We start from the raw sequence: 18,672 nt of genomic DNA on the forward strand, positions 1-18,672 counted from the left end.
GAAAGCGTGAGTATTATTGAAAAAGCCGCAGGCAAACTCGAAGCAGAAGAAAAACAAAGAGCCAAACCAGCTGCTTTAGAAACGCCCGCTGTTCCATCTCCCCTCTCGGCGGAACACAATAATAGTAGCGAGAATCAGAATCCTCCAGTCCACTCGGAGCAACCGGCTCCGATACCTACGCCGGCCACGGTCTCAAGGCGAATCGCGCTCAATCTGGCGAAAATGCGTGATTATGGCATTGTCACGCCGGACGAGGGAAGAACCCAGATAGCCGAGCAATTCCGCGTAATCAAGCGTCCCTTGCTGACGAACGCATTCAACAAGGGGCCGGGCATGATCAAGAACGGAAATTTGATCATGGTTACCAGTGCACTTGCCGGAGAAGGGAAAAGTTTTTGTACCGTTAATCTGGCGATGAGCATTGCGATGGAGATGGATCGCACGGTATTGCTGGTCGATGCGGACGTCGCCCGTCCAACTGTCCCCAGGATTCTTGGATTGGGAACAGAAAGGGGTCTGATGGATATCCTCCTGGATGATAATCTCAAGCTGGCCGACGTTCTCCTCAAGACCGACATAGAGAAGCTGACACTGTTGACAGCTGGAAGGCGGCACTCGCATTCGACGGAGCTCCTGGCGAGCCAGGCCATGGGCGAATTGCTGAAGGAGCTTGCGCAGCGCTATTCGGACCGAGTCGTTATTTTTGATTCCCCGCCACTCCTGCTTACAAGCGAGGCGCGGGTGCTGGCAACGCAAATGGGCCAGATCGTGCTGGTAGTGGAAGCTGAAACAACATCCCAGCAGGCGGTAAAGGAAACGCTACGGCAAATTGAATCATGCGACGTGGTAAATCTGATTTACAACAAGGCCAGATCATTCTCGGGCGGCGAATATTACGGCTATTATTACCATGAGAGCGCCTGAGCATGGGCGCTGCCGGCGCGCGCTCTTCACCGCCGCTTTTAGTGCCCTGGGCATGCTGGTGCTTTCATCCAATTCCACCGCGGGCGACTGGAGGGTACTTCCCCGGCTGAATCTATTGGAAACCTACACCGATAATGTCAGGTTGGGAGGGGTCGGTGGAGGAGTAGGAGCGTTCGGAGGGGGGGGAATGCAGGAGGGGATTTCGTTACCCAGATCAATCCCGGCGTGGTCATCAGAGGGCAGGCGCCCCGCTACAACGTGAGCGTTGATTACACCATGAATAACCTGATCTACGCCGAGAATACCGATTTTACGCGCATACGCAACCAGTTGAACGCGGCAGCTACCGGCGAGTTGCTCAAGGATCTTTTCTTCGTCGATGGCAGAGCTACTATCATGCAGCAAAATCTCACGTTGCTCGGGCCTCAGGCGGTCAATAACGTCAGTGCCACCGGCAACAGAACGGACATAAGGACCATGAGCATAAGTCCCTATCTTCGCCACCGTTTTGGGAGCCTTGCCACTGGCGAGGTACGCTACCTGCATAATGAGGTAAGTTCAAGCAATTCCATAGTAAACAGCAGCGCCGATGCTTATTCCGCCAACATAAACAGCGGCGAAGCCTTCAGGATATTGAACTGGGGTCTGAATTACAGCAACCAGATGATCCACTTCCACCAGTCGAACCGTACTGCTGAGCTGGAGCGAGCTTTCGGTAATCTTCGGTATACAGTCACGCCGCAATTCGCGTTGACGGCCACAGGCGGTTACGAAAGAAACAGTTTTATTTCAATTCGCGGAAATCCCTCCAGCCCTATGTGGACAGTCGGATTTATGTGGCAGCCCACCGAAAGGACAAATATCTTGCTGAGTGGCGGCCAAAGGTTTTTTGGCGACACCTACAACGCGCTCGCCAGCCACCGTACCCGCTTGACCGCGTGGGATGCGAGCTATGACGAAAGTGTGTCGACGTTCAATCAGCAGGCCGCCCAGGCTGGGGGAGGCTTCGGAGGAGGAGGTTTTGGCGGCTTTGGTGGCGGCTTTGGCGGAGGTGGCTTTGGAGCGGGCGGCTTCGGAGCGGGTGGCTTCGGAGCGGGCGGCTTCGGTACTGGCTTCAACCAGCTTATCACAGCGCAAAACCCTGGTATGAATCCCGCACTCATCCAGCAGACCGGTAGTGCGCTCCTTGGCATGGGACTTTCCGGCTCCTTTTTTGATCCGACAAATTTTCTGAGCAACAGGCTCTTTTTGCAAAAACGTTTTCAAGTGTCGTTTGCGCTGAATGGCCTGCGAAATACCTTTGTTATAAGAGGCTTCAACATGACACGCCAGGCCCTCTCTCCGATAACAGAGGATGATGGTCTTCTCGGCGGTTTAATAAATCAGTCTCTGCAAAACCATACGAGACAGACAGGTGGCAATGTGCTATGGAGCTACAGAATTTCGCAGCGGGACCGTGCCAATTTTAATTTTGCCTATACGAGATTCAGTTTTCTTGGGGCGAATAGAGAGGACGATCTCATGTTAGCCAGCGTCAGCGTCGTTAGGCAATTGCAGGAGAGGCCTAATGTTTTTGCAGTGCTGGAAGCTCGACATAATCGGCGAGAATCCAACCAACCGGTGGGGGATTATCGTGAAAACGCGGTTACGGCCTCCCTTAATATGAGCTTTTAACGGGAATATGTATCGCTCCTTCTACGGCTTCAGAGTCAAGCCATTCCAACTCAAGCCCGATCCGAATTTTTTCTTCGGCAGCAAAGGGCACAATCGGGCCATGGCCTATCTCGAATACGGGCTTGCCCAGGGAGAAGGTTTCATAGTGATCACGGGCGATGTGGGCGCGGGCAAGACCACTCTGGTGCGCAATCTTTTCCGTAAGCTTGAGTCCGATAAGATTCTTGCCGCACAAATCGTCAATACGCATCTTGATTCCGACGACACGCTGCGATTGGTGGCGGCGGCGTTTGGGCTGCCATATGAAAACTTAGGCAAGGCCTCACTCCTGATCGGGCTCGAGCAGTTTTTCCGCAAGTGCGATCAGGAAGGAAAACGCGCCCTTTTGGTCGTAGATGAGGCCCAGAACCTTTCTCCTCGCACTGTGGAGGAATTGCGCATGCTTTCCAATTTTCAAACGGAGGATAAGCCGCTGTTGCAGACTTTTTTGCTCGGGCAACCGGAGTTCAGGAAAACTCTGCTTAGCGGTGATATGCAGCAATTACGGCAACGCGTGACGGCGACTTATCATCTTGGTCCCATGGATTTGCCGGAGACTCGATCCTACATAGAACACAGACTGACGACTGCCGGCTGGGGGGGCGATCCTTCGTTCGACGAGGAGGCGTTCGGGGCGATATATGGCTATGCCAAAGGCATCCCCAGGAGGATTAACGCGTTGTGTGACCGCCTGCTGCTAATGGGTTGCCTGGAGCAATTGCATCGTTTCGGGGAGGCCGAAGTCCTGGAAGTAATTAGCGATATTCAGCAGGAATTCGAGGCGCCAATTTCAGCGAACCTGGATAGCGTTGAGTTCCCTGCATCGGAGCGGCAAGCGGAAGAGTCACTGCGCCAGCTGCAAAACATGGATGAGCGCTTGGCAATGCTGGAGGATTCCGTCATTTCCACGCTGGAACTGGTCAAACAGGTGGTTTCCCTTGCCAGCGCCCAGCATCCAGCGAAGGACAAGAGCTAATGCGCATTTCAAACCGACCGTCGTTGACGTGCGCGAAGACGTACCGTCGTAGCGCGACAACCTGATCATTATTCTCCCGCGACCCGATATGCAAACGAATCCGGCACCGATACGCAACGCAATGACGGTGGATGTGGAGGACTATTTCCAGGTTTCGGCATTTGCTCCTTACATCCCCCGGGAGTCGTGGCCGTCCATATCCTGCCGGGTGGAATCCAACATAGATCGCATTCTGGCGTTGCTGGATAACGGAAATACCAAAGCAACTTTTTTTACATTAGGATGGATTGCCGAACGCTATCCCGCGATGGTGAGGCGCATTGTCGCCAACGGCCATGAGCTCGCCAGCCATGGATGGGCCCACCATCGCGTCACGGACCAGGCGCCTCACGAGTTCCGTGACGACATCACCCGTGCCAAAGCTCTCCTTGAAGATATTGGTGGGCAAGCCGTGCTAGGTTACCGGGCGCCAAGCTTTTCCATAGGACGCCAGAACCAGTGGGCACTGGGTGTACTTGAAGAGTCGGGCTATCGCTACAGTTCGAGTATCTACCCCGTTCAACACGACCATTACGGCATGCCCGATGCGCCCCGTTTCGCCTACTATCCGCGCAGCAAAGGCGGGCTGCTGGAGTTGCCGATCACCACGATGCGGTTGTTCAGCCGGAATATTCCCGCTGGCGGCGGCGGTTATTTCAGGCTCTGGCCTTATCCGGTCTCCCGATGGTTTCTACATAGGCTGAACCGGCTGGAGCGGCGCTCCGCCATCTTTTATTTCCACCCTTGGGAAATAGATCACCAGCAGCCGCGGCAGAAGGGTATCAGCGTAAAAACGCGGTTCCGGCACTATTACAATTTGCATCGCATGGAAGAAAGGATCAAGGCCCTGACACGCGACTTCAAGTGGGATCGCATGGATCGAATATTCCTGGATTAAGCGCATGAGCTGTCTCATTGATGTGCCCCAAGGGGAAGGTGATCTTTCTTTTCACGCTTGTGCCCCTTCTGTACGATTGCTCGAACCGCAGCATGCGCAAAGATGGGACGAGTTCGTTGTGTCCATGTGCCCGGAAGCCACGTTCTTTCATCGCGCCGGTTGGCAGACAGTAATCGAACGCGCGTTTGGACATAAGACCTGGTTTCTCTTCGCTGAATCAGACGGAATCATTCAGGGTGTGCTTCCCCTGGCCGAGATCGACAGTGTGCTTTTCGGCCATTCCTTAAGCTCGCTTCCATTTTGTGTGTACGGCGGAATTGCCGCAACAACGGAATCGGCCCGCGAAGTTCTGGACAGCGCTGCCCAGGCACTTGCGTCGCGACTGAAGGTGGACCACCTCGAATACCGAAATTTAAAGGTATTTCATTCCCAATGGCCGACAAAGGACCTCTATGTGACGTTCCGGAAAGAGATGGCGCCGGAAGCGGAGGAAAATATGCAGGCGATCCCGCGCAAACAGCGCGCGATGGTGCGCAAGGGTATCAAGGCGGGATTGGAAAGTATTTTGGACGAGGACATTGAACGTTTTTTTTCGGCCTACGCAGCGAGCGTGCACAGGCTTGGCACGCCGGTATTTTCCAAGAAGTATTTTCAGCTGCTCAAGCAGACTTTCAGGCAGGATTGCGAACTTATGCTCATTACCAAAGGCGGGCGAACTGTCAGCGGTGTGATGAGTTTTTACTTTCGCGATGAAGTTCTGCCTTACTACGGCGGTGGTACAGCCGAGGCGCGTGACCTGGCCGCAAACGATTTCATGTACTGGGAATTGATGCGGCGCGCCTGCGAACAGGGATACAGGACCTTCGATTTTGGCCGCAGCAAGCGGAACACCGGCTCTTTCGATTTTAAGCGGAACTGGGGGTTTGAGCCGCAACCGCTACACTATGAATACCAGTTGCACCGTGCCAAAGCAGTGCCGGATCATAATCCTCTCAATCCCAAATACCGGCTGTTCATCAATGCCTGGCAAAAGCTCCCGTTGCCTGTGGCGAACGTGATCGGCCCGCACATCGTAAAAAATCTTGGCTAGACCGATGGACGAACTTCTTTATCTCGTACATCGGTTCCCGTATCCGCCGAACAAGGGCGACAAGATAAGGTCCTACCATCTGCTCAAGCATTTGAGCCAAAGTTATCGTATCCATCTTGGTACTTTTATTGATGACGAGAAAGACCTGGAATATTTCGATACGGTCAAGGCCTTATGCGATGAGACTTGCCTTGTCAATCTTCGCCCGGCTTTCGCTCGTTTCCGCGGCCTCTACGGCCTGATTTCCAATCAGCCTCTAACCTTGCCTTATTACGCTGACAGGCAATTACAGGAATGGGTGAACAGTGTGCTGGAGCGGCGGCCCATAAAAAGTATACTGATTTTTTCCTCCGCCATGGCGCAGTATGTGAGTCACGCGCACAGGCAACACCGCGTCATCGACTTTGTGGATATCGATTCGGACAAGTGGAAGCAATATGCGGTCACGGCAAGATGGCCGATGAATTGGATTTATGGTCGTGAATCGAGGTTACTGCTGGGCTACGAAAGACAAATCGCCCAGGAATTCGACAGCGCGACTTTCGTTTCCGAGGCAGAGGCCAGTCTATTCAGACAGCTTGCGCCAGAAGCCGCACGCAAGGTCTCTCACTTCAACAATGGGGTCGACTCGGATTATTTCTCACCGGCGAATAACTATGCAAACCCGTATCCGCCCGGAATTACTCCATTGGTCTTCACCGGGGCAATGGATTATTGGGCCAATGCCGACGCGGTCGAGTGGTTTTCGCGTCTTGTCCTGCCTCTGATTAACACTCATTTGCCTGAGGTTAAGTTTTATATTGTGGGCGCACGTCCAACCCCAGCAGTGCGATCGCTTACCGCTCTTCCAGGGGTTGTCGTCACCGGTTCAGTGCCGGATGTGCGCCCTTATCTTGCCCATTCTGAGCTGGCCGTAGCGCCGTTACGTATTGCTCGCGGTGTACAGAATAAAGTGCTGGAGGCCATGGCGATGGAAAAAGCGGTTATCGCCTCATCGCAAGCCGTAGAAGGCATATTCGCTGTTCGCGGGCATGAGTTGCTGGTGGCTGATGACGAGGGCGAGTTCTCCAACCGCGTCGTTGAACTTCTGCGGGCCGAGCCCGAGCTGAAACGCGCCATCGGTCAGGCCGCCAGAGCCCGTGTTCTCGCGAGCTACAATTGGGAACAAAACCTGGCCCGGATTTCGGCGCTTCTAACCCATACACAAGCGCCGCGTGCAACCCTGGGATTGCCAGGCTACCTGCAGCACGACCTTCAATCTAATGGAGATAGGGTCGCATGAGCGCGCAAACGCCACGGGAAATTCCGCACAATGCGGTAACGCTGGACCAGCAAAACGTAAAATTGGCGGCATTGCTCACCATTCTTACGGTTGCCGCAATACTGGGCGTCTACTACAAGACTACCTGGTCCATGATCGAGATATGGGAACGATCCGACACTTTCGCTCATGGTTTTCTGATCTTTCCGTTCAGCGCATACCTGATCTGGGGACAGCGCAAATATCTCAGCGCCTTCCAGCCCCAGCCCAACCTGATGGGGTTACTGGTGCTTGCCGCTCTGGGTTTCAGCTGGTTGCTCGCGACACTTGCCAGTGTTCTGGTAGTCGAGCAGTTTTTCCTGATAACCATGATTCCAGCCGTGGTATGGACGATACTCGGGAGCCGGATAGTCCGTGAACTCGCTTTTCCCCTAGTGTATCTTTTACTTGCCGTACCATTTGGCGAGGCGCTGATTCCTCCTCTGATAGATTTCACCGCCGATTTTACTGTAAAGGCGTTGCAATTGACCGGCATTCCGGTTTACCGGGAGGGTAGTTTTTTTACCATCCCGAGCGGGAACTGGTCTGTAGTCGAAGCTTGCAGCGGCTTGCGATACCTCATCGCCTCCTTTACCTTGGGCACGTTATACGCCTATTTGACTTACCGCAGCCTAGTGCGTCGGTTGGCGTTCGTTGCACTGTCGTTAATTGTGCCCATTTTTGCCAACGGCATCCGCGCGTATCTCATCGTAATGACTGGTCATTTAAGCGACATGAGCCTGGCGGTCGGGGTCGATCATCTCATTTATGGCTGGATCTTCTTTGGTTTTGTGATGATGTTGTTGTTCTGGATCGGCTCGATCTGGCGTGAGGATGACAACAGAGGGAACACGTTCGACGCTAGGCCACAGCAAGGCCGGCTATCCGACAACAATCGGGGTTCGCCTAAAAGCGCCATCGTTGCCGTAAGCGGAGTCTTTGCGGTCGCGCTCATCTGGCCCCTGTTCGCAACCTACCTTGAGAACAGTTCGTCTGCGGACACGAGCCGGGCAATAAAAATAGCCGACACCTCCGGGAAGTGGCGTAGCGCTCAGGAGCCGATTTCCGATTGGAGGCCCATTTATTCGGGCGCCACGAGCGAACTCAGGCAAGGATACCAAAACAGCGGTAACGCGGTAGAGCTTTACATCAGTTATTACCGCAATCAGCAGCAAGGATCAGAGTTGATCAGCTCGCAAAACGTGCTCGCACCCGAGTCGGGGTCGCGGTGGCGCCATATAAGTGAGCGAACGCGCGATGTGGCGTTGCATTCCGGTCAAATCGTACTTAAGCAGAACCAGCTCGATTCGCCTTCAATTAACCTGCTGGTATGGAGGTGGTATTGGCTCGGTGACGAGGTAACCGCCAACCCTTACGTGGCTAAAATGATCCTGGCCAAGAGAAAACTTCTGGGTAGGGGCGACGATGGTGCAGAAATCCTGATCGCCGCGCCGTACGAAGACTCGCCGGATGAGGCTGTCCCGGTTCTCAGCGACTTTATGAATGAGATGATGCCTGCGATAACGACCGGGCTCGAGCATGCATCCAATCGATAGCTCCCAGCCCGACGAGATAAAAACTGGTCAGGACGTTTGCCCGGCGCCATTGATCGTGCATGTGATCTATCACTTGGGCGTTGGCGGCCTGGAAAACGGCCTTATCAACTTGATCAATCACATTCCGCCGGACCGTTACCGTCACGCTATTGTTTGCCTGAAGGGGTATTCAGATTTCCGTCGGCGAATTGTGAGAGAGAATGTGGAGATCGTCGCCTTGCACAAGCGCGAGGGGCACGATCTTACTGTTTATTTTAATCTGTTCAAAACACTCAGGCGTTTGAAACCCGATATCGTGCACACTCGAAATCTTGGCACGATGGAGGGTCAGGTCATCGCGGCGATTGCCGGGGCGCGGGTACGCGTTCATGGGGAGCACGGTCGGGATGTATTTGATTTGTATGGAAAGAACCGCAAATATAATTTATTGCGGAAAGCGATCCGTCCTTTCGTAAACCATTTCATTGCCGTAAGCAGGGACCTGGAAAGCTGGCTTGCCACTACCGTGGGTGCGGTGCCCCACCGGATCAACCAGATCTATAACGGCGTTGATAGCCAGCGTTTTCATCCGCGTCACCAAACAGAAGATCGCGGCGCTCAATTAACCGATGTGCCGGCTAGTTTTTTTTCGGAAAATACTTTTGTCATTGGCAGTGTGGGAAGAATGACGGAGGTGAAAAACTTTCCCAGCCTGATTCAGGCCTTTCTCCTGCTACTGAAAGAGGTGCCCTCCGCTCAAGCGCACTTGCGTCTCATGATCGTGGGTGATGGGAATGCGCGGCAGGCATGCCGTGAGATGTTACGTAGTGCTGGCGCCGAGGCCCTTGCGTTGCTGCCGGGCGAACGCGCGGACATACCGCAATTGATGCGGGCGATGGATCTGTTCGTGCTTCCATCATTGGGCGAAGGTATTTCCAACACCATCCTGGAAGCCATGTCCACGGGCTTGCCAGTCGTGGCGACCAGGGTAGGCGGAAACGCAGAGTTGGTGAAGGACGGTCTTACTGGAATGCTCGTTCCTCCGGACGAGCCCGCGGCGTTAATGAAAGCGATACTATGGTATTACCGCAATCCGGATCTACTGGCCAGTCACGGCAGAGCCGCGCGGCAACAAATCGAGACGGGCTTCAGCATTGAGGCGATGACACAAGGTTATATTCGTGTCTATGACAAAGCGCTGGGCGCATAGCGGAAGACTCAAAGGGAAGCAATAGCATGTGTGGAATTGTTGGGGTATTTGATACGCGCGGAAAAAGAGAAATCGATCGGCAGCTGCTGTCGCGAATGAATCAGCTGCAGGTCCACCGCGGGCCGGATGAGGGTGAACTGTACACTGAGCCCGGTGTCGGTTTTGGGCATCGCCGCCTCTCCATCATGGACGTCTCCGGCGGACAACAGCCACTATTCAATGAGGATGGCACGGTGGTCGTTGTCTTCAACGGCGAAATTTACAACTTCGAGGAGCTTGCCAAAGAATTGAGTGCTGCGGGCCACGTCTTCCGTACGCACTGCGATACGGAAGTGATTGTGCACGCCTGGGAGGAGTGGGGCGAGCAGTGCGTGGACCGTTTCCGTGGGATGTTCGCCTTCGGCCTGTGGGATCGCAACCGCGAGATCCTGTTTCTGGGACGCGACAGGCTCGGTATCAAACCGCTTTACTACAGCCTGCTTAAGGACGGAATGCTCATTTTCGCCTCGGAACTCAAGGCTCTGCTAGCCCATCCGGGCTTTATACGGGAGCTGGATCCGCAGGCGGTGGAAGAATATTTTGCTTATGGCTATGTGCCTGAGCCAAAAACCATATTCAAGCATGCTTACAAACTGTCCCCCGGGCACATCATGAAATTTCGCACCGGGCAAAGCATGGCGCGTCCCCATCAATACTGGGATGTGCCATTCATCCCACACCAGGCGATGAGCATGCAAGAAGCGGAGGAAGAGCTGATTGTCCGGTTGCGCGAATCGGTAAAAATACATCTTATGACCGAGGTGCCCCTCGGTGCTTTCCTTTCGGGAGGGGTTGACTCAAGCGCAGTGGTGGCAATGATGGCCAACCTCATGGCGGAACCGGTCAATACATGCTCCATCTCGTTCGGAGACCCCGCATTCAATGAATCCCAATACGCGCAGAAAGTGGCCGATCGCTATGGGACTCATCATCATGTGGAGCAGGTGGACCAGGACGATTTCGACCTTATCGATAGACTGGCATTTCTATACGACGAGCCCTTCGCCGATAGCTCGGCCATGCCGACTTACCGCGTTTGCGAGCTGGCGAGAAAGCGTGTCACTGTTGCCCTGTCCGGAGATGGCGGCGATGAAAATCTCGCCGGGTATCGCCGCTATCGCTGGCATCTCTATGAAGAACGCATGCGGGCCATACTTCCCCTTGGACTTCGCAGACCATTATTCGGCGTGCTGGGCGGGATCTATCCAAAGGCTGACTGGGCACCAAAGTTTTTACGCGCGAAGTCCACTTTTGAAGCGCTTGGCCGTGATTCGGTCGAAGGGTATTTCCATGGCGTGTCGATCATGAAGGACAGCATGCGTCGACGCTTGTTCAGCGCGTCCTTCCATCGTGATCTGCAAGGCTACAACGCAGTTGAAGTACTTCGTCTCCATGCCGGCAAATGCCCGGTGGAGGACCCCTTGTCCCGCGTGCAATACCTGGACATGAAAACCTACCTGGTCGGCGATATCCTCACCAAGGTAGATCGCGCCAGCATGGCTCATGCCCTGGAAGTGCGTGTACCGCTGCTGGACCATGAATTGGTCGAATGGATATCGGGTCTGCCAACGTCACTGAAGCTTCGAGGGCACGAGGGAAAATTTGTTTTCAAGAAAGCCCTGGAGCCTTATCTGCCTAATGACGTGCTTTACCGCGACAAGATGGGGTTTGCGGTACCGTTGGCAAGCTGGTTTCGTGGCCCGTTGCGCCAAAGATTGAACGAAGCGTTAATGGATCCCGTCTTGGCCGATAGTGGGTTTTTTAATAGAAACGTCATAAAGGAGATGCTGGACCAGCACCAGTCGGGACGACGTGATCATAGCGCACCGCTCTGGACGCTGCTCATGTTTCAATCGTTCCTGCGGAATGTGCTCTATGGCGAGCGGACGGGCTCAGCAAAAAATGACCTGAAGGTGGCATGAGGATGAGTTGCGCGCACAACCAGAAGCGACGAAATCCAGTTGGGATCACTGGCAAGAGGGCTAGCGCGCTGTGCCATGCCGACGGGGAAGGACAAGCCGGCGGTTTACCGAAGGCTTGTTACCTACTGCGCGTGAAGTTCGCCTGGCGCTGAACCTGAGGTGTCCCTATGCTGGATGTATTCCTGACAGTTGACGTAGAGGTGTGGTGTGACGGCTGGGACAATATTGACGCCAAGTTTCCTGATGCGTTTAAGCGCTACATCTACGGCCCGACGTCCACAGGCGATTATGGCTTGCCGTATCAGCTCAGACAGTTACAGGAGCACGGCCTGACAGCTGTTTTCTTCGTTGAGCCTCTCTTCGCCACCCGGTTCGGTTCGGCGCCGTTAGCGGAAATTGTTGGTTTGGTGCGAGAACCGGGTCATGAGATACAACTTCACCTGCATACTGAGTGGGTTGACGAATCGACCGAACCCCTGCTTGAAGGCATAACAGGTAAAAGGCAATTTCTGCGCTACTTTTCCCTCCAGGAGCAAATAACTCTCATCCGCGCAGGGGCAGGATTAATCGAAACCGCGGGTGGGGGGCGTGTCAATGCGTTTCGAGCCGGCAGCTTTGGTTTCAATAGAGAAACCCTCACAGCCCTGTCGTTGAACCGGATCCCTTTTGACAGCAGCTACAACGCCAGTTTGTTCGGCCCGGATAGTGGCGTCAGTCCGCAAATCCTCCTGGTGGAGCCCATGGAGTGTGAAGGCGTTTACGAGTATCCGATGACAGTTTTTCAAAGCGGCAGCCGTAAACTACGGCATACGCAGGTTACGGCATGTTCCTACCGGGAGATGGAAGGCCTGCTCTGGCAAGCGCTAGAGTCGAGGCGTAAGGCGTTTGTCATTCTCTTTCACAACTTCGAATTGCTCAACAGCCGCATGGATAGACCGGACGATATCGTGGTGGCGCGCTTTCGAAAGCTTTGCTCGTTTTTGGACCGCCACCGTGATTGTTTTCGAGTTCGTGGTTTCCAAGGTTTGGCTCCAGCACCGGTGCTTTCACAGCCCGCTCCACTCACTTCACCGCTATGGAAAACCGGGCTGCGAATGCTGGAGCAGGGCTTGCGCGGAGGGTTTAGTTGAGTCAGAGCTGGAGCTGTAAATCAGTGCCTATCAAGATAAGGCTTGGGGATAAGACGCTGTTTGCGCCGAAGCTGTGGCTGCAGGTGCGGGAGGTGGCGCTGGATGATGAATCGGCTTCGGTGGTAGAGCCGGAGCCACCGACCGAGGCGCTTCAAGCCGGCTGCCAGGGCTTCCTGATACGTTCGCTGGGCGTTGTTGGACGTCAACCGGTGTTTCGAAGGCAGGAGGAATATCTTTGTTATGTCCCTTCGCAATACCCACGTTATTACATCGACATGCGGCAGTCGTTCGCCGAATACAAGAACAAATTCTCGTCCAAGACACGCTCGACATTGAACCGCAAGGTTCGGAAATACGCGGAATATTGCGGCGGAGAGATTTCGTGGCGCGTATATAAGGATGGACATGAAATGCCGGAGTTCTTTCGATTAGCCCGCGCTGTTTCCAGGATTACGTATCAGGAGAAGTTGCTGGACGCCGGATTGCCCGATTCGGAGGAGTTTCTACAAGAAATGAAACGGCTTGCTGACGAGGGACGGGTGCGCGGGTTCATCCTGTTTCATCAGGACAGGCCAGTTTCGTATCTTTATTGCCCAATTGATAATGGAGTATTGATCTATGCGTTTCTCGGCTACGACCCCGAATACATGAATCTTTCGGCTGGCACTGTTTTGCAATGGCTTGCTCTGGAGTATCTGTTCGAGGAGCGTTCCTTCCGCTTCTTCGATTTTACGGAAGGTGAATCGGAGCACAAGAAACTATTTGCCACTCATAGCGTCCAGTGTGCGAACGTTTTTTTTCTGCGCAGCAATTTACGTAACAAATTTTTGTTGTATAGCCAAAAAGCGTTTGATGATTTCAGTAAATCCGCCGGTACCGCGCTTCATCAGCTCGGTATAAAAACAATGGTAAGAAAACTGATGCGATTCGGGGGGTGAAATACTCCGCCATCAGACTCGCGGACAATATGGAGTTACATGCTCAAAATCGTTTATCCCTGGTCGTTCACGAAGTTTTAAGCAATTTTAATTAAAGAGAGCCTTCAACGGTAAGGACAGTATGCCCATCAGAGAATTTGTAAAACGTGTAATAGACGCCGAATGGGTCGCCCGCGTGATCGAAGTGCTGGATCGCCGGTCTGATAATCGCATGACCGAGCTTGGAATGCTCGGCCAGGCCTTCGAGTTCGCAAAAATCAATCACGTTCCGGGAGATTATCTGGAGTTTGGGCTGTGGCGAGGAAAAACCTTCAGCTACGCGTACAGGATGATGCATCGTTACCGTCGCGGCGACATGAAGCTATGGGGGTTCGACTCCTTTCAGGGATTGCCCGAAACTGGGGATCATCCCGACAATATCTGGTACAAAGGCCAGTTTGCCTGCACGCGACCAGAGTTCGAGTCAATTCTCCGTGATCGCGGGTTTAGGCGGGCAGAATATGAACTTGTGGAGGGCTTTTACAGCGAAAGCCTGAATGATGCTACCCATAGACGATTCTCCGGACGCAAGGCGGCAATCGTTTACGTCGATTGTGACTTATATGATTCTACAATTCAGGTGCTCGATTTTGTCCAACCCTATCTCGTGGACGGTTCCATCATCTGCTTCGATGACTATTACAACTATAAGGGGGACCCGGAGCAGGGTGAACAGAAGGCTCTTGCGGAATTTTTGCAAAAGCAAACGCGTGTCCGGGTCATTCCCTATATGGACTACGCTCCCCTGGGAAAATCATTTATTTGCAGAGTAAATGAGTGAGCGAATGATTTCCGTTGTTAGCGATATGAAAAGGCACCCGATCCGGTAGTGGCGAGCCATGTTCGAATTCGATAAATATGAGGAGCATCTGCATGTGGATCGCGGACTTGCGCCGGCATCCGCTTATGATCCTGTTGATGACATTGCAAAAATGTCCTTGCTCATGTGGGGGGAGCATTGCGTGGAGTGCGCCGCTCCGAGTTGTTTCACCTCCTGCGATCTCTATCAAAGCAGGCCGGATAGCAGGTGCAGACGTCTGACTTATGGGATGTACCGCAACCAGAGTTTTCCTTCCGCTCGCGGTTACGGAGCAGAGGTTGCTTTCAAGAAGTGGGGCAAAATCGAGGCGCGCGGTAACACCTTGATGTTGCCGGCGGGCGCGGCACTCCTTATCGAACGCATGATCAGTTTTTCGGCGCCGCTTGCCAACGCCGCGGGTGCCTTGATGTACCGGCTGACACGCGACAGTCGTTGGTCATATCTGGAACAGGCGCTCCTCGAACGCTTCGGCCGCTGGTTACACCGCAGGAATTCGTCCTCGCGGCAGCAGCCTGAGGTCTTCTTGCTGGAAGTCTACAATCCTATGGATGTGCCGGTGCGCATACAACTGAACATGATTATTGCTTCCGGGATGAGCAAGACTCTGCATGCCTCTAGTCTGCCTCCGCCGTTCAGGTCATCGGTCACCCTGCCGCCCGGATACTCGCGCCATGAATTCGGACGCGAGCATTTTTCAAAAATTACCGATTGTGGCCTGCCGTTCGATGTCAACATCGTCCCCGATGGCGAAGGAATGGCCCGCATCGTGTTTCTCACAGCCGATTTTGTCGTTCACCGCAAGGGTGCAAGGGGCGAGAGTTCCGGTCCGCCAAAGATAAAGTGCGTAGTGTGGGATCTCGACAATACGATGTGGAACGGCATATTGCTTGAGAACGAAGCGGTGGCTTTGCGGCCCAATGTGATCGAGCTGCTGCGTTTCTTTGACGAGCGCGGCGTCTTGCTGAGTATCGCCAGCAAGAACGATGAGCCGAGCGCATGGAGACGTCTGGAAGAGCTGGGTATCGCCAACTATTTCCTGTATCCCCAGATCAACTGGATGCCGAAGAGCGAGAACATCAAGGTCATAGCGGAGCAACTCAATATCGGTCTGGATACCTTTGCGTTTATTGACGACAACCCGTTCGAGCTGGAAGAAGTGTCACGAGCGCTCAAGGGTGTTGCCTGCGTCAACGCGGCTGATATCGATCAGCTGTTCTCAAGCCCTCGCTATCAGGGCACGATGAGCGACGAGGCCAAGAAACGCAGCAAGTTTTACCGCGAAGAGTTCGTGCGCAAGAAGAGCGCATCGCAGTTTGGTTCAGACTATCTAGGGTTTTTGGCCTCATGTGGAATCAAATTGAACGTTGATCTTTATGCCGATGATGATCTTGACCGTGTGTCTGAACTCGTCCAGCGCACCAACCAGTTGAATTTTTCCGGACGCAAGTACCTCCGAAGCGAAATACTCCCCATACTGGTCGACAACGAAGTCAGCAAATACGTCCTGCGCTGTGCCGACAATTACGGTTCTTACGGCGCCGTGGGATTTTGTATCGTCCGTTTCGACAAGGACGAGATACGCGTTGAGGATTTCATGCTCTCTTGCCGGGTCCAAGGGAGATTTATTGAACAGGCTCTCTTCAATCACCTTGTGAACGAGCTGGAAGGCGAAAAGCCGAAGAGCTTATGGGTCAACTTTCAGCCTACGGGTCGCAATATACCGGCTCAGCAAGTGCTGGAAAGCCTGAATTTCGTCCCGTGCCCATCTGGCAAAGGCCTGCGTCTCGATCTCAGTCGCCATACGCTTGAGTGCAATTTCATCTCGGTACAGTCCTCGGCTGCGCAGCAGGAAAGGTAGAGATGGTAAAACCTCTCCATTGAATAGTGCATGCGCGCCACGCTGGAATCGAGCTTTATCTATCCGAAGTTGGCAAGTGTGGCGTATGGCTTGATCCGGCTGAGCCGTGCACATACCCGCCTTGCATTTTATCCCGCTGCGGTGCCCGCGTTACCCAGCGCCACAGCGAGCCTTGCACCATGATGACAGCTGCGACGAAAGCGCTGTAAACCAGGGCGTATCGAACAACCAGCTCGCCCGTTCCCGCCAGATTCGAACGGCTGCTGCTCAACAAGAATTGCAATGCAGAGAAAACGTGTCCGTACTTGACGATGATCTGTTCCAGACCGAAATGAAGTGCGAAATATGCCAAAGCGCCGGCTCCCAGTACCCACACGATTGCCTTGTCAGCGCGCGTGGACCCGGGGTTAAACGCCAGCGCGGCTTTTGCCCCGCCAAGCAGCATCAGCATGGCGGCTGAACCAATCAGCAAAAAAGAGCCGACGCCGCCATTGTTGGCCATCAGCTCCACCAGGTTATCAGTCGATGCTTGCGACACCACGACATAGTACGAAACCGGCACAACCAAGAAGGCGCCAATCGCCCAGCCCAATAGTGCAGTCCTGGCACCTTGGAGCACACCGGTTGCGGCCATGATCGTGCCTGCAGTGGCCGCTACGCTCCAAGCGCCGAACAATGCCAGAAAACGCCCGAGCAGTTCCCACTTCCATGGCCAACCCAGGACGGGGGATCCGACAATATCGTGAATGCTTTCGGTTGGCACTGCGGATACTATCAGCAGCCATGCAATTAAACCATGCAGCAACGCCAGCGGTGGGAAACTGAGCAAATACATTCCTCCCTTCGTCAGCCATCGTGCGATGAACACGGGGAAGCCGACCGACCAGTACAAAAGCGCTACAAGCAATGCCAGCGATCTAAACGGATGCCCGTGGTACACCAGTTCGCGCACATTGTACGGGGTCAACTCTGACCGAGTAACGAGCCATGCAATTGCGACGCATATCGTCATTCCTATTGCTATGGAGCGGAGCGCGCGTTTTCCGCTTATCTCCGCAGGGGCCGCTACCGAATTGTCGAGCTGCGGCGCGGCCGTTTCTGCCTCCGGCTCGGATCGGGGTTGATGGCTTTGCAGGACGCCCAACACCCAGCCAACCAGCATCAATAGCAGCGGCTCTGTCACATCCGCGGTCCGGCCCAGCAATCCCATATGCATAAACTCGATCAAGCACGACCATATAACCAGTCCAACGATGGCCTTTCTGGCGTCCACCCCGTTTTTATGCGCAAGCCATAGCAGGGCGGAATAAATGAACAATGACCGCACCAATCCACGTGCACCAGTTTCCATCGATCCCTGAAGCATGGTGGCGAAAGGGATGATATTTAGCGCTCCGCCGGAGGCTGGTGAGAAAGGTGTGAGCTCAATCACAGTCCAGGCTACCAGCATCAGCCAGAACGCTGCCCGAAAAATTGTTTTGAAATGCCCGCGGTGGAACATCGATATGAACAGCAGGTAACCGGATACCGTGCCGATCAAAGCCGAAGCGTCCAGCGACAGATTCACGACAACCAGCTTCGCCGCAAGAACTGATAATAGCGCGCCTGCCAGCCATAAAGCCGGTCGCCATCTCAACGCCATCAAGGCCGTCCCCGCCACAACCACGCCAGCTGCATGCATCAGGCTACGGGACAAGCTGAATCTAAACTCGAGCAGTGGCTTCAGCGCATCCTTGATTTTTTGCCAGTCCAGCGTCGGCGCCAGCGGCAACGACTCGGTGAGCAGCCACAATATCAATATGGAGAGGGGTACAAGCTCCACCAAACGCAATGAGCGGGTTCCGCTGTCCACCCCTCTCGCAAGGAAACGCCCTGCCGCCATGCCTGATGCCATACCCACCATATTCCAGAGCACATCGGCGAGCGCCGCGGAGCGAGACGGCAGCCAGACTTGCGCCAGTTGGAGGGCGAGTGAATATAAGAACGCAAGCAAAAGCGTCGCAGCGACACGAGTCCCGTCGTGCTGCCTTCCCGAAGAGAACAAAATGGCGGCGATTCCCAGGGGAAAAAAGAGCGCAATATTCCCGAGCAGATCCCCGATCGAAGTAAAAACACTGAAATTGGTTAGAAACGCGTTTAGAGCGCCTTCCGGCGGGGCGGAAAAATTTCCAGGATACAGCGAACCGTAAGCGATCAGCAGCAGGATGACCGAGAGAATCCGCATTTTTTAAAAGCTTCTGT

Annotated in this window: 14 protein-coding genes; 13 read left to right on the forward strand and 1 reads right to left on the reverse strand. The window is 54.0% G+C overall.

Annotated features, from left to right (window positions below):
- Nucleotides 1–6: 6 nt before the first annotated feature.
- From BM022_RS01905 to BM022_RS01965, 13 genes are all read left to right on the forward strand, one after another.
- Complete coding sequence (locus BM022_RS01905) at nt 7–924, forward strand: XrtA-associated tyrosine autokinase (protein ID WP_091136549.1); 918 nt, start codon at nt 7–9, stop codon at nt 922–924.
- 225 nt (nt 925–1,149) lie between these two features.
- Nucleotides 1,150–2,598 carry a TIGR03016 family PEP-CTERM system-associated outer membrane protein gene (locus BM022_RS01910; protein WP_256208826.1) on the forward strand — a complete coding sequence of 483 codons (1,449 nt, stop codon included), beginning with the start codon at nt 1,150–1,152 and terminating at the stop codon, nt 2,596–2,598.
- A gap of 7 nt (nt 2,599–2,605) precedes the next feature.
- Nucleotides 2,606–3,613, forward strand: coding sequence for an XrtA/PEP-CTERM system-associated ATPase (locus BM022_RS01915; RefSeq protein ID WP_091136344.1), 1,008 nt, complete (start codon nt 2,606–2,608; stop codon nt 3,611–3,613).
- Nucleotides 3,614–3,701: 88 nt separating this feature from the next.
- Complete coding sequence (locus BM022_RS01920) at nt 3,702–4,550, forward strand: XrtA system polysaccharide deacetylase (RefSeq protein ID WP_256208828.1); 849 nt, start codon at nt 3,702–3,704, stop codon at nt 4,548–4,550.
- A gap of 4 nt (nt 4,551–4,554) precedes the next feature.
- Complete coding sequence (locus BM022_RS01925; protein ID WP_091136347.1) at nt 4,555–5,640, forward strand: FemAB family XrtA/PEP-CTERM system-associated protein; 1,086 nt, start codon at nt 4,555–4,557, stop codon at nt 5,638–5,640.
- 4 nt (nt 5,641–5,644) lie between these two features.
- Nucleotides 5,645–6,922: a TIGR03087 family PEP-CTERM/XrtA system glycosyltransferase gene (locus tag BM022_RS01930; RefSeq protein ID WP_091136348.1), complete on the forward strand. Its 1,278-nt coding sequence runs from the start codon at nt 5,645–5,647 to the stop codon at nt 6,920–6,922.
- Complete coding sequence (gene xrtA / locus BM022_RS01935) at nt 6,919–8,496, forward strand: exosortase A (protein WP_091136351.1); 1,578 nt, start codon at nt 6,919–6,921, stop codon at nt 8,494–8,496. The genes BM022_RS01930 and xrtA overlap by 4 nt, the downstream gene beginning before the upstream one ends.
- The gene (locus tag BM022_RS01940; protein ID WP_091136353.1) at nt 8,480–9,685 is read left to right on the forward strand and encodes a TIGR03088 family PEP-CTERM/XrtA system glycosyltransferase; all 1,206 of its coding nucleotides are present in this window, start codon (nt 8,480–8,482) and stop codon (nt 9,683–9,685) included. Before xrtA ends, BM022_RS01940 begins: the two co-directional genes overlap by 17 nt.
- Nucleotides 9,686–9,711: 26 nt before the next feature.
- Nucleotides 9,712–11,646, forward strand: coding sequence for an XrtA/PEP-CTERM system amidotransferase (locus tag BM022_RS01945; RefSeq protein WP_091136355.1), 1,935 nt, complete (start codon nt 9,712–9,714; stop codon nt 11,644–11,646).
- Between the two features lie 167 nt (nt 11,647–11,813).
- Nucleotides 11,814–12,776, forward strand: coding sequence for a polysaccharide deacetylase family protein (locus BM022_RS01950; RefSeq protein WP_091136358.1), 963 nt, complete (start codon nt 11,814–11,816; stop codon nt 12,774–12,776).
- 23 nt (nt 12,777–12,799) lie between these two features.
- Nucleotides 12,800–13,714 (forward strand): GNAT family N-acetyltransferase, encoded by a 915-nt coding sequence (locus BM022_RS01955; RefSeq protein ID WP_256208830.1) that lies wholly within the window; start codon nt 12,800–12,802, stop codon nt 13,712–13,714.
- Between the two features lie 121 nt (nt 13,715–13,835).
- A complete protein-coding gene (locus tag BM022_RS01960) occupies nt 13,836–14,534 on the forward strand; it encodes a TylF/MycF/NovP-related O-methyltransferase (RefSeq protein WP_091136362.1) in 699 nt (232 codons plus the stop codon).
- A 58-nt stretch (nt 14,535–14,592) separates the two neighbouring features.
- Nucleotides 14,593–16,431 carry an HAD-IIIC family phosphatase gene (locus BM022_RS01965; protein ID WP_091136364.1) on the forward strand — a complete coding sequence of 613 codons (1,839 nt, stop codon included), beginning with the start codon at nt 14,593–14,595 and terminating at the stop codon, nt 16,429–16,431.
- 55 nt (nt 16,432–16,486) lie between these two features.
- Here the strand turns inward: BM022_RS01965 and BM022_RS01970 are convergent, their stop codons facing one another.
- Nucleotides 16,487–18,655 (reverse strand): VanZ family protein, encoded by a 2,169-nt coding sequence (locus tag BM022_RS01970; protein ID WP_091136367.1) that lies wholly within the window; start codon nt 18,653–18,655, stop codon nt 16,487–16,489.
- Nucleotides 18,656–18,672: the final 17 nt, after the last annotated feature.

It is taken from the genome of Nitrosospira sp. Nsp14 (genome assembly GCF_900113575.1).
Classification (GTDB): Bacteria; Pseudomonadota; Gammaproteobacteria; order Burkholderiales; family Nitrosomonadaceae; genus Nitrosospira.

Coding starts and splice junctions, on each gene's coding strand:
- BM022_RS01920 (WP_256208828.1), top strand. CDS start 3,702: ATGCAAACGAATCCGGCACCGATACGCAACGCAATGACGGTGGATGTG.
- BM022_RS01945 (WP_091136355.1), top strand. CDS start 9,712: ATGTGTGGAATTGTTGGGGTATTTGATACGCGCGGAAAAAGAGAAATC.
- BM022_RS01960 (WP_091136362.1), top strand. CDS start 13,836: ATGCCCATCAGAGAATTTGTAAAACGTGTAATAGACGCCGAATGGGTC.
- BM022_RS01930 (WP_091136348.1), top strand. CDS start 5,645: ATGGACGAACTTCTTTATCTCGTACATCGGTTCCCGTATCCGCCGAAC.
- BM022_RS01925 (WP_091136347.1), top strand. CDS start 4,555: ATGAGCTGTCTCATTGATGTGCCCCAAGGGGAAGGTGATCTTTCTTTT.
- BM022_RS01970 (WP_091136367.1), bottom strand. CDS start 18,655: ATGCGGATTCTCTCGGTCATCCTGCTGCTGATCGCTTACGGTTCGCTG.
- BM022_RS01915 (WP_091136344.1), top strand. CDS start 2,606: ATGTATCGCTCCTTCTACGGCTTCAGAGTCAAGCCATTCCAACTCAAG.
- BM022_RS01940 (WP_091136353.1), top strand. CDS start 8,480: ATGCATCCAATCGATAGCTCCCAGCCCGACGAGATAAAAACTGGTCAG.
- xrtA (WP_091136351.1), top strand. CDS start 6,919: ATGAGCGCGCAAACGCCACGGGAAATTCCGCACAATGCGGTAACGCTG.
- BM022_RS01950 (WP_091136358.1), top strand. CDS start 11,814: ATGCTGGATGTATTCCTGACAGTTGACGTAGAGGTGTGGTGTGACGGC.
- BM022_RS01965 (WP_091136364.1), top strand. CDS start 14,593: ATGTTCGAATTCGATAAATATGAGGAGCATCTGCATGTGGATCGCGGA.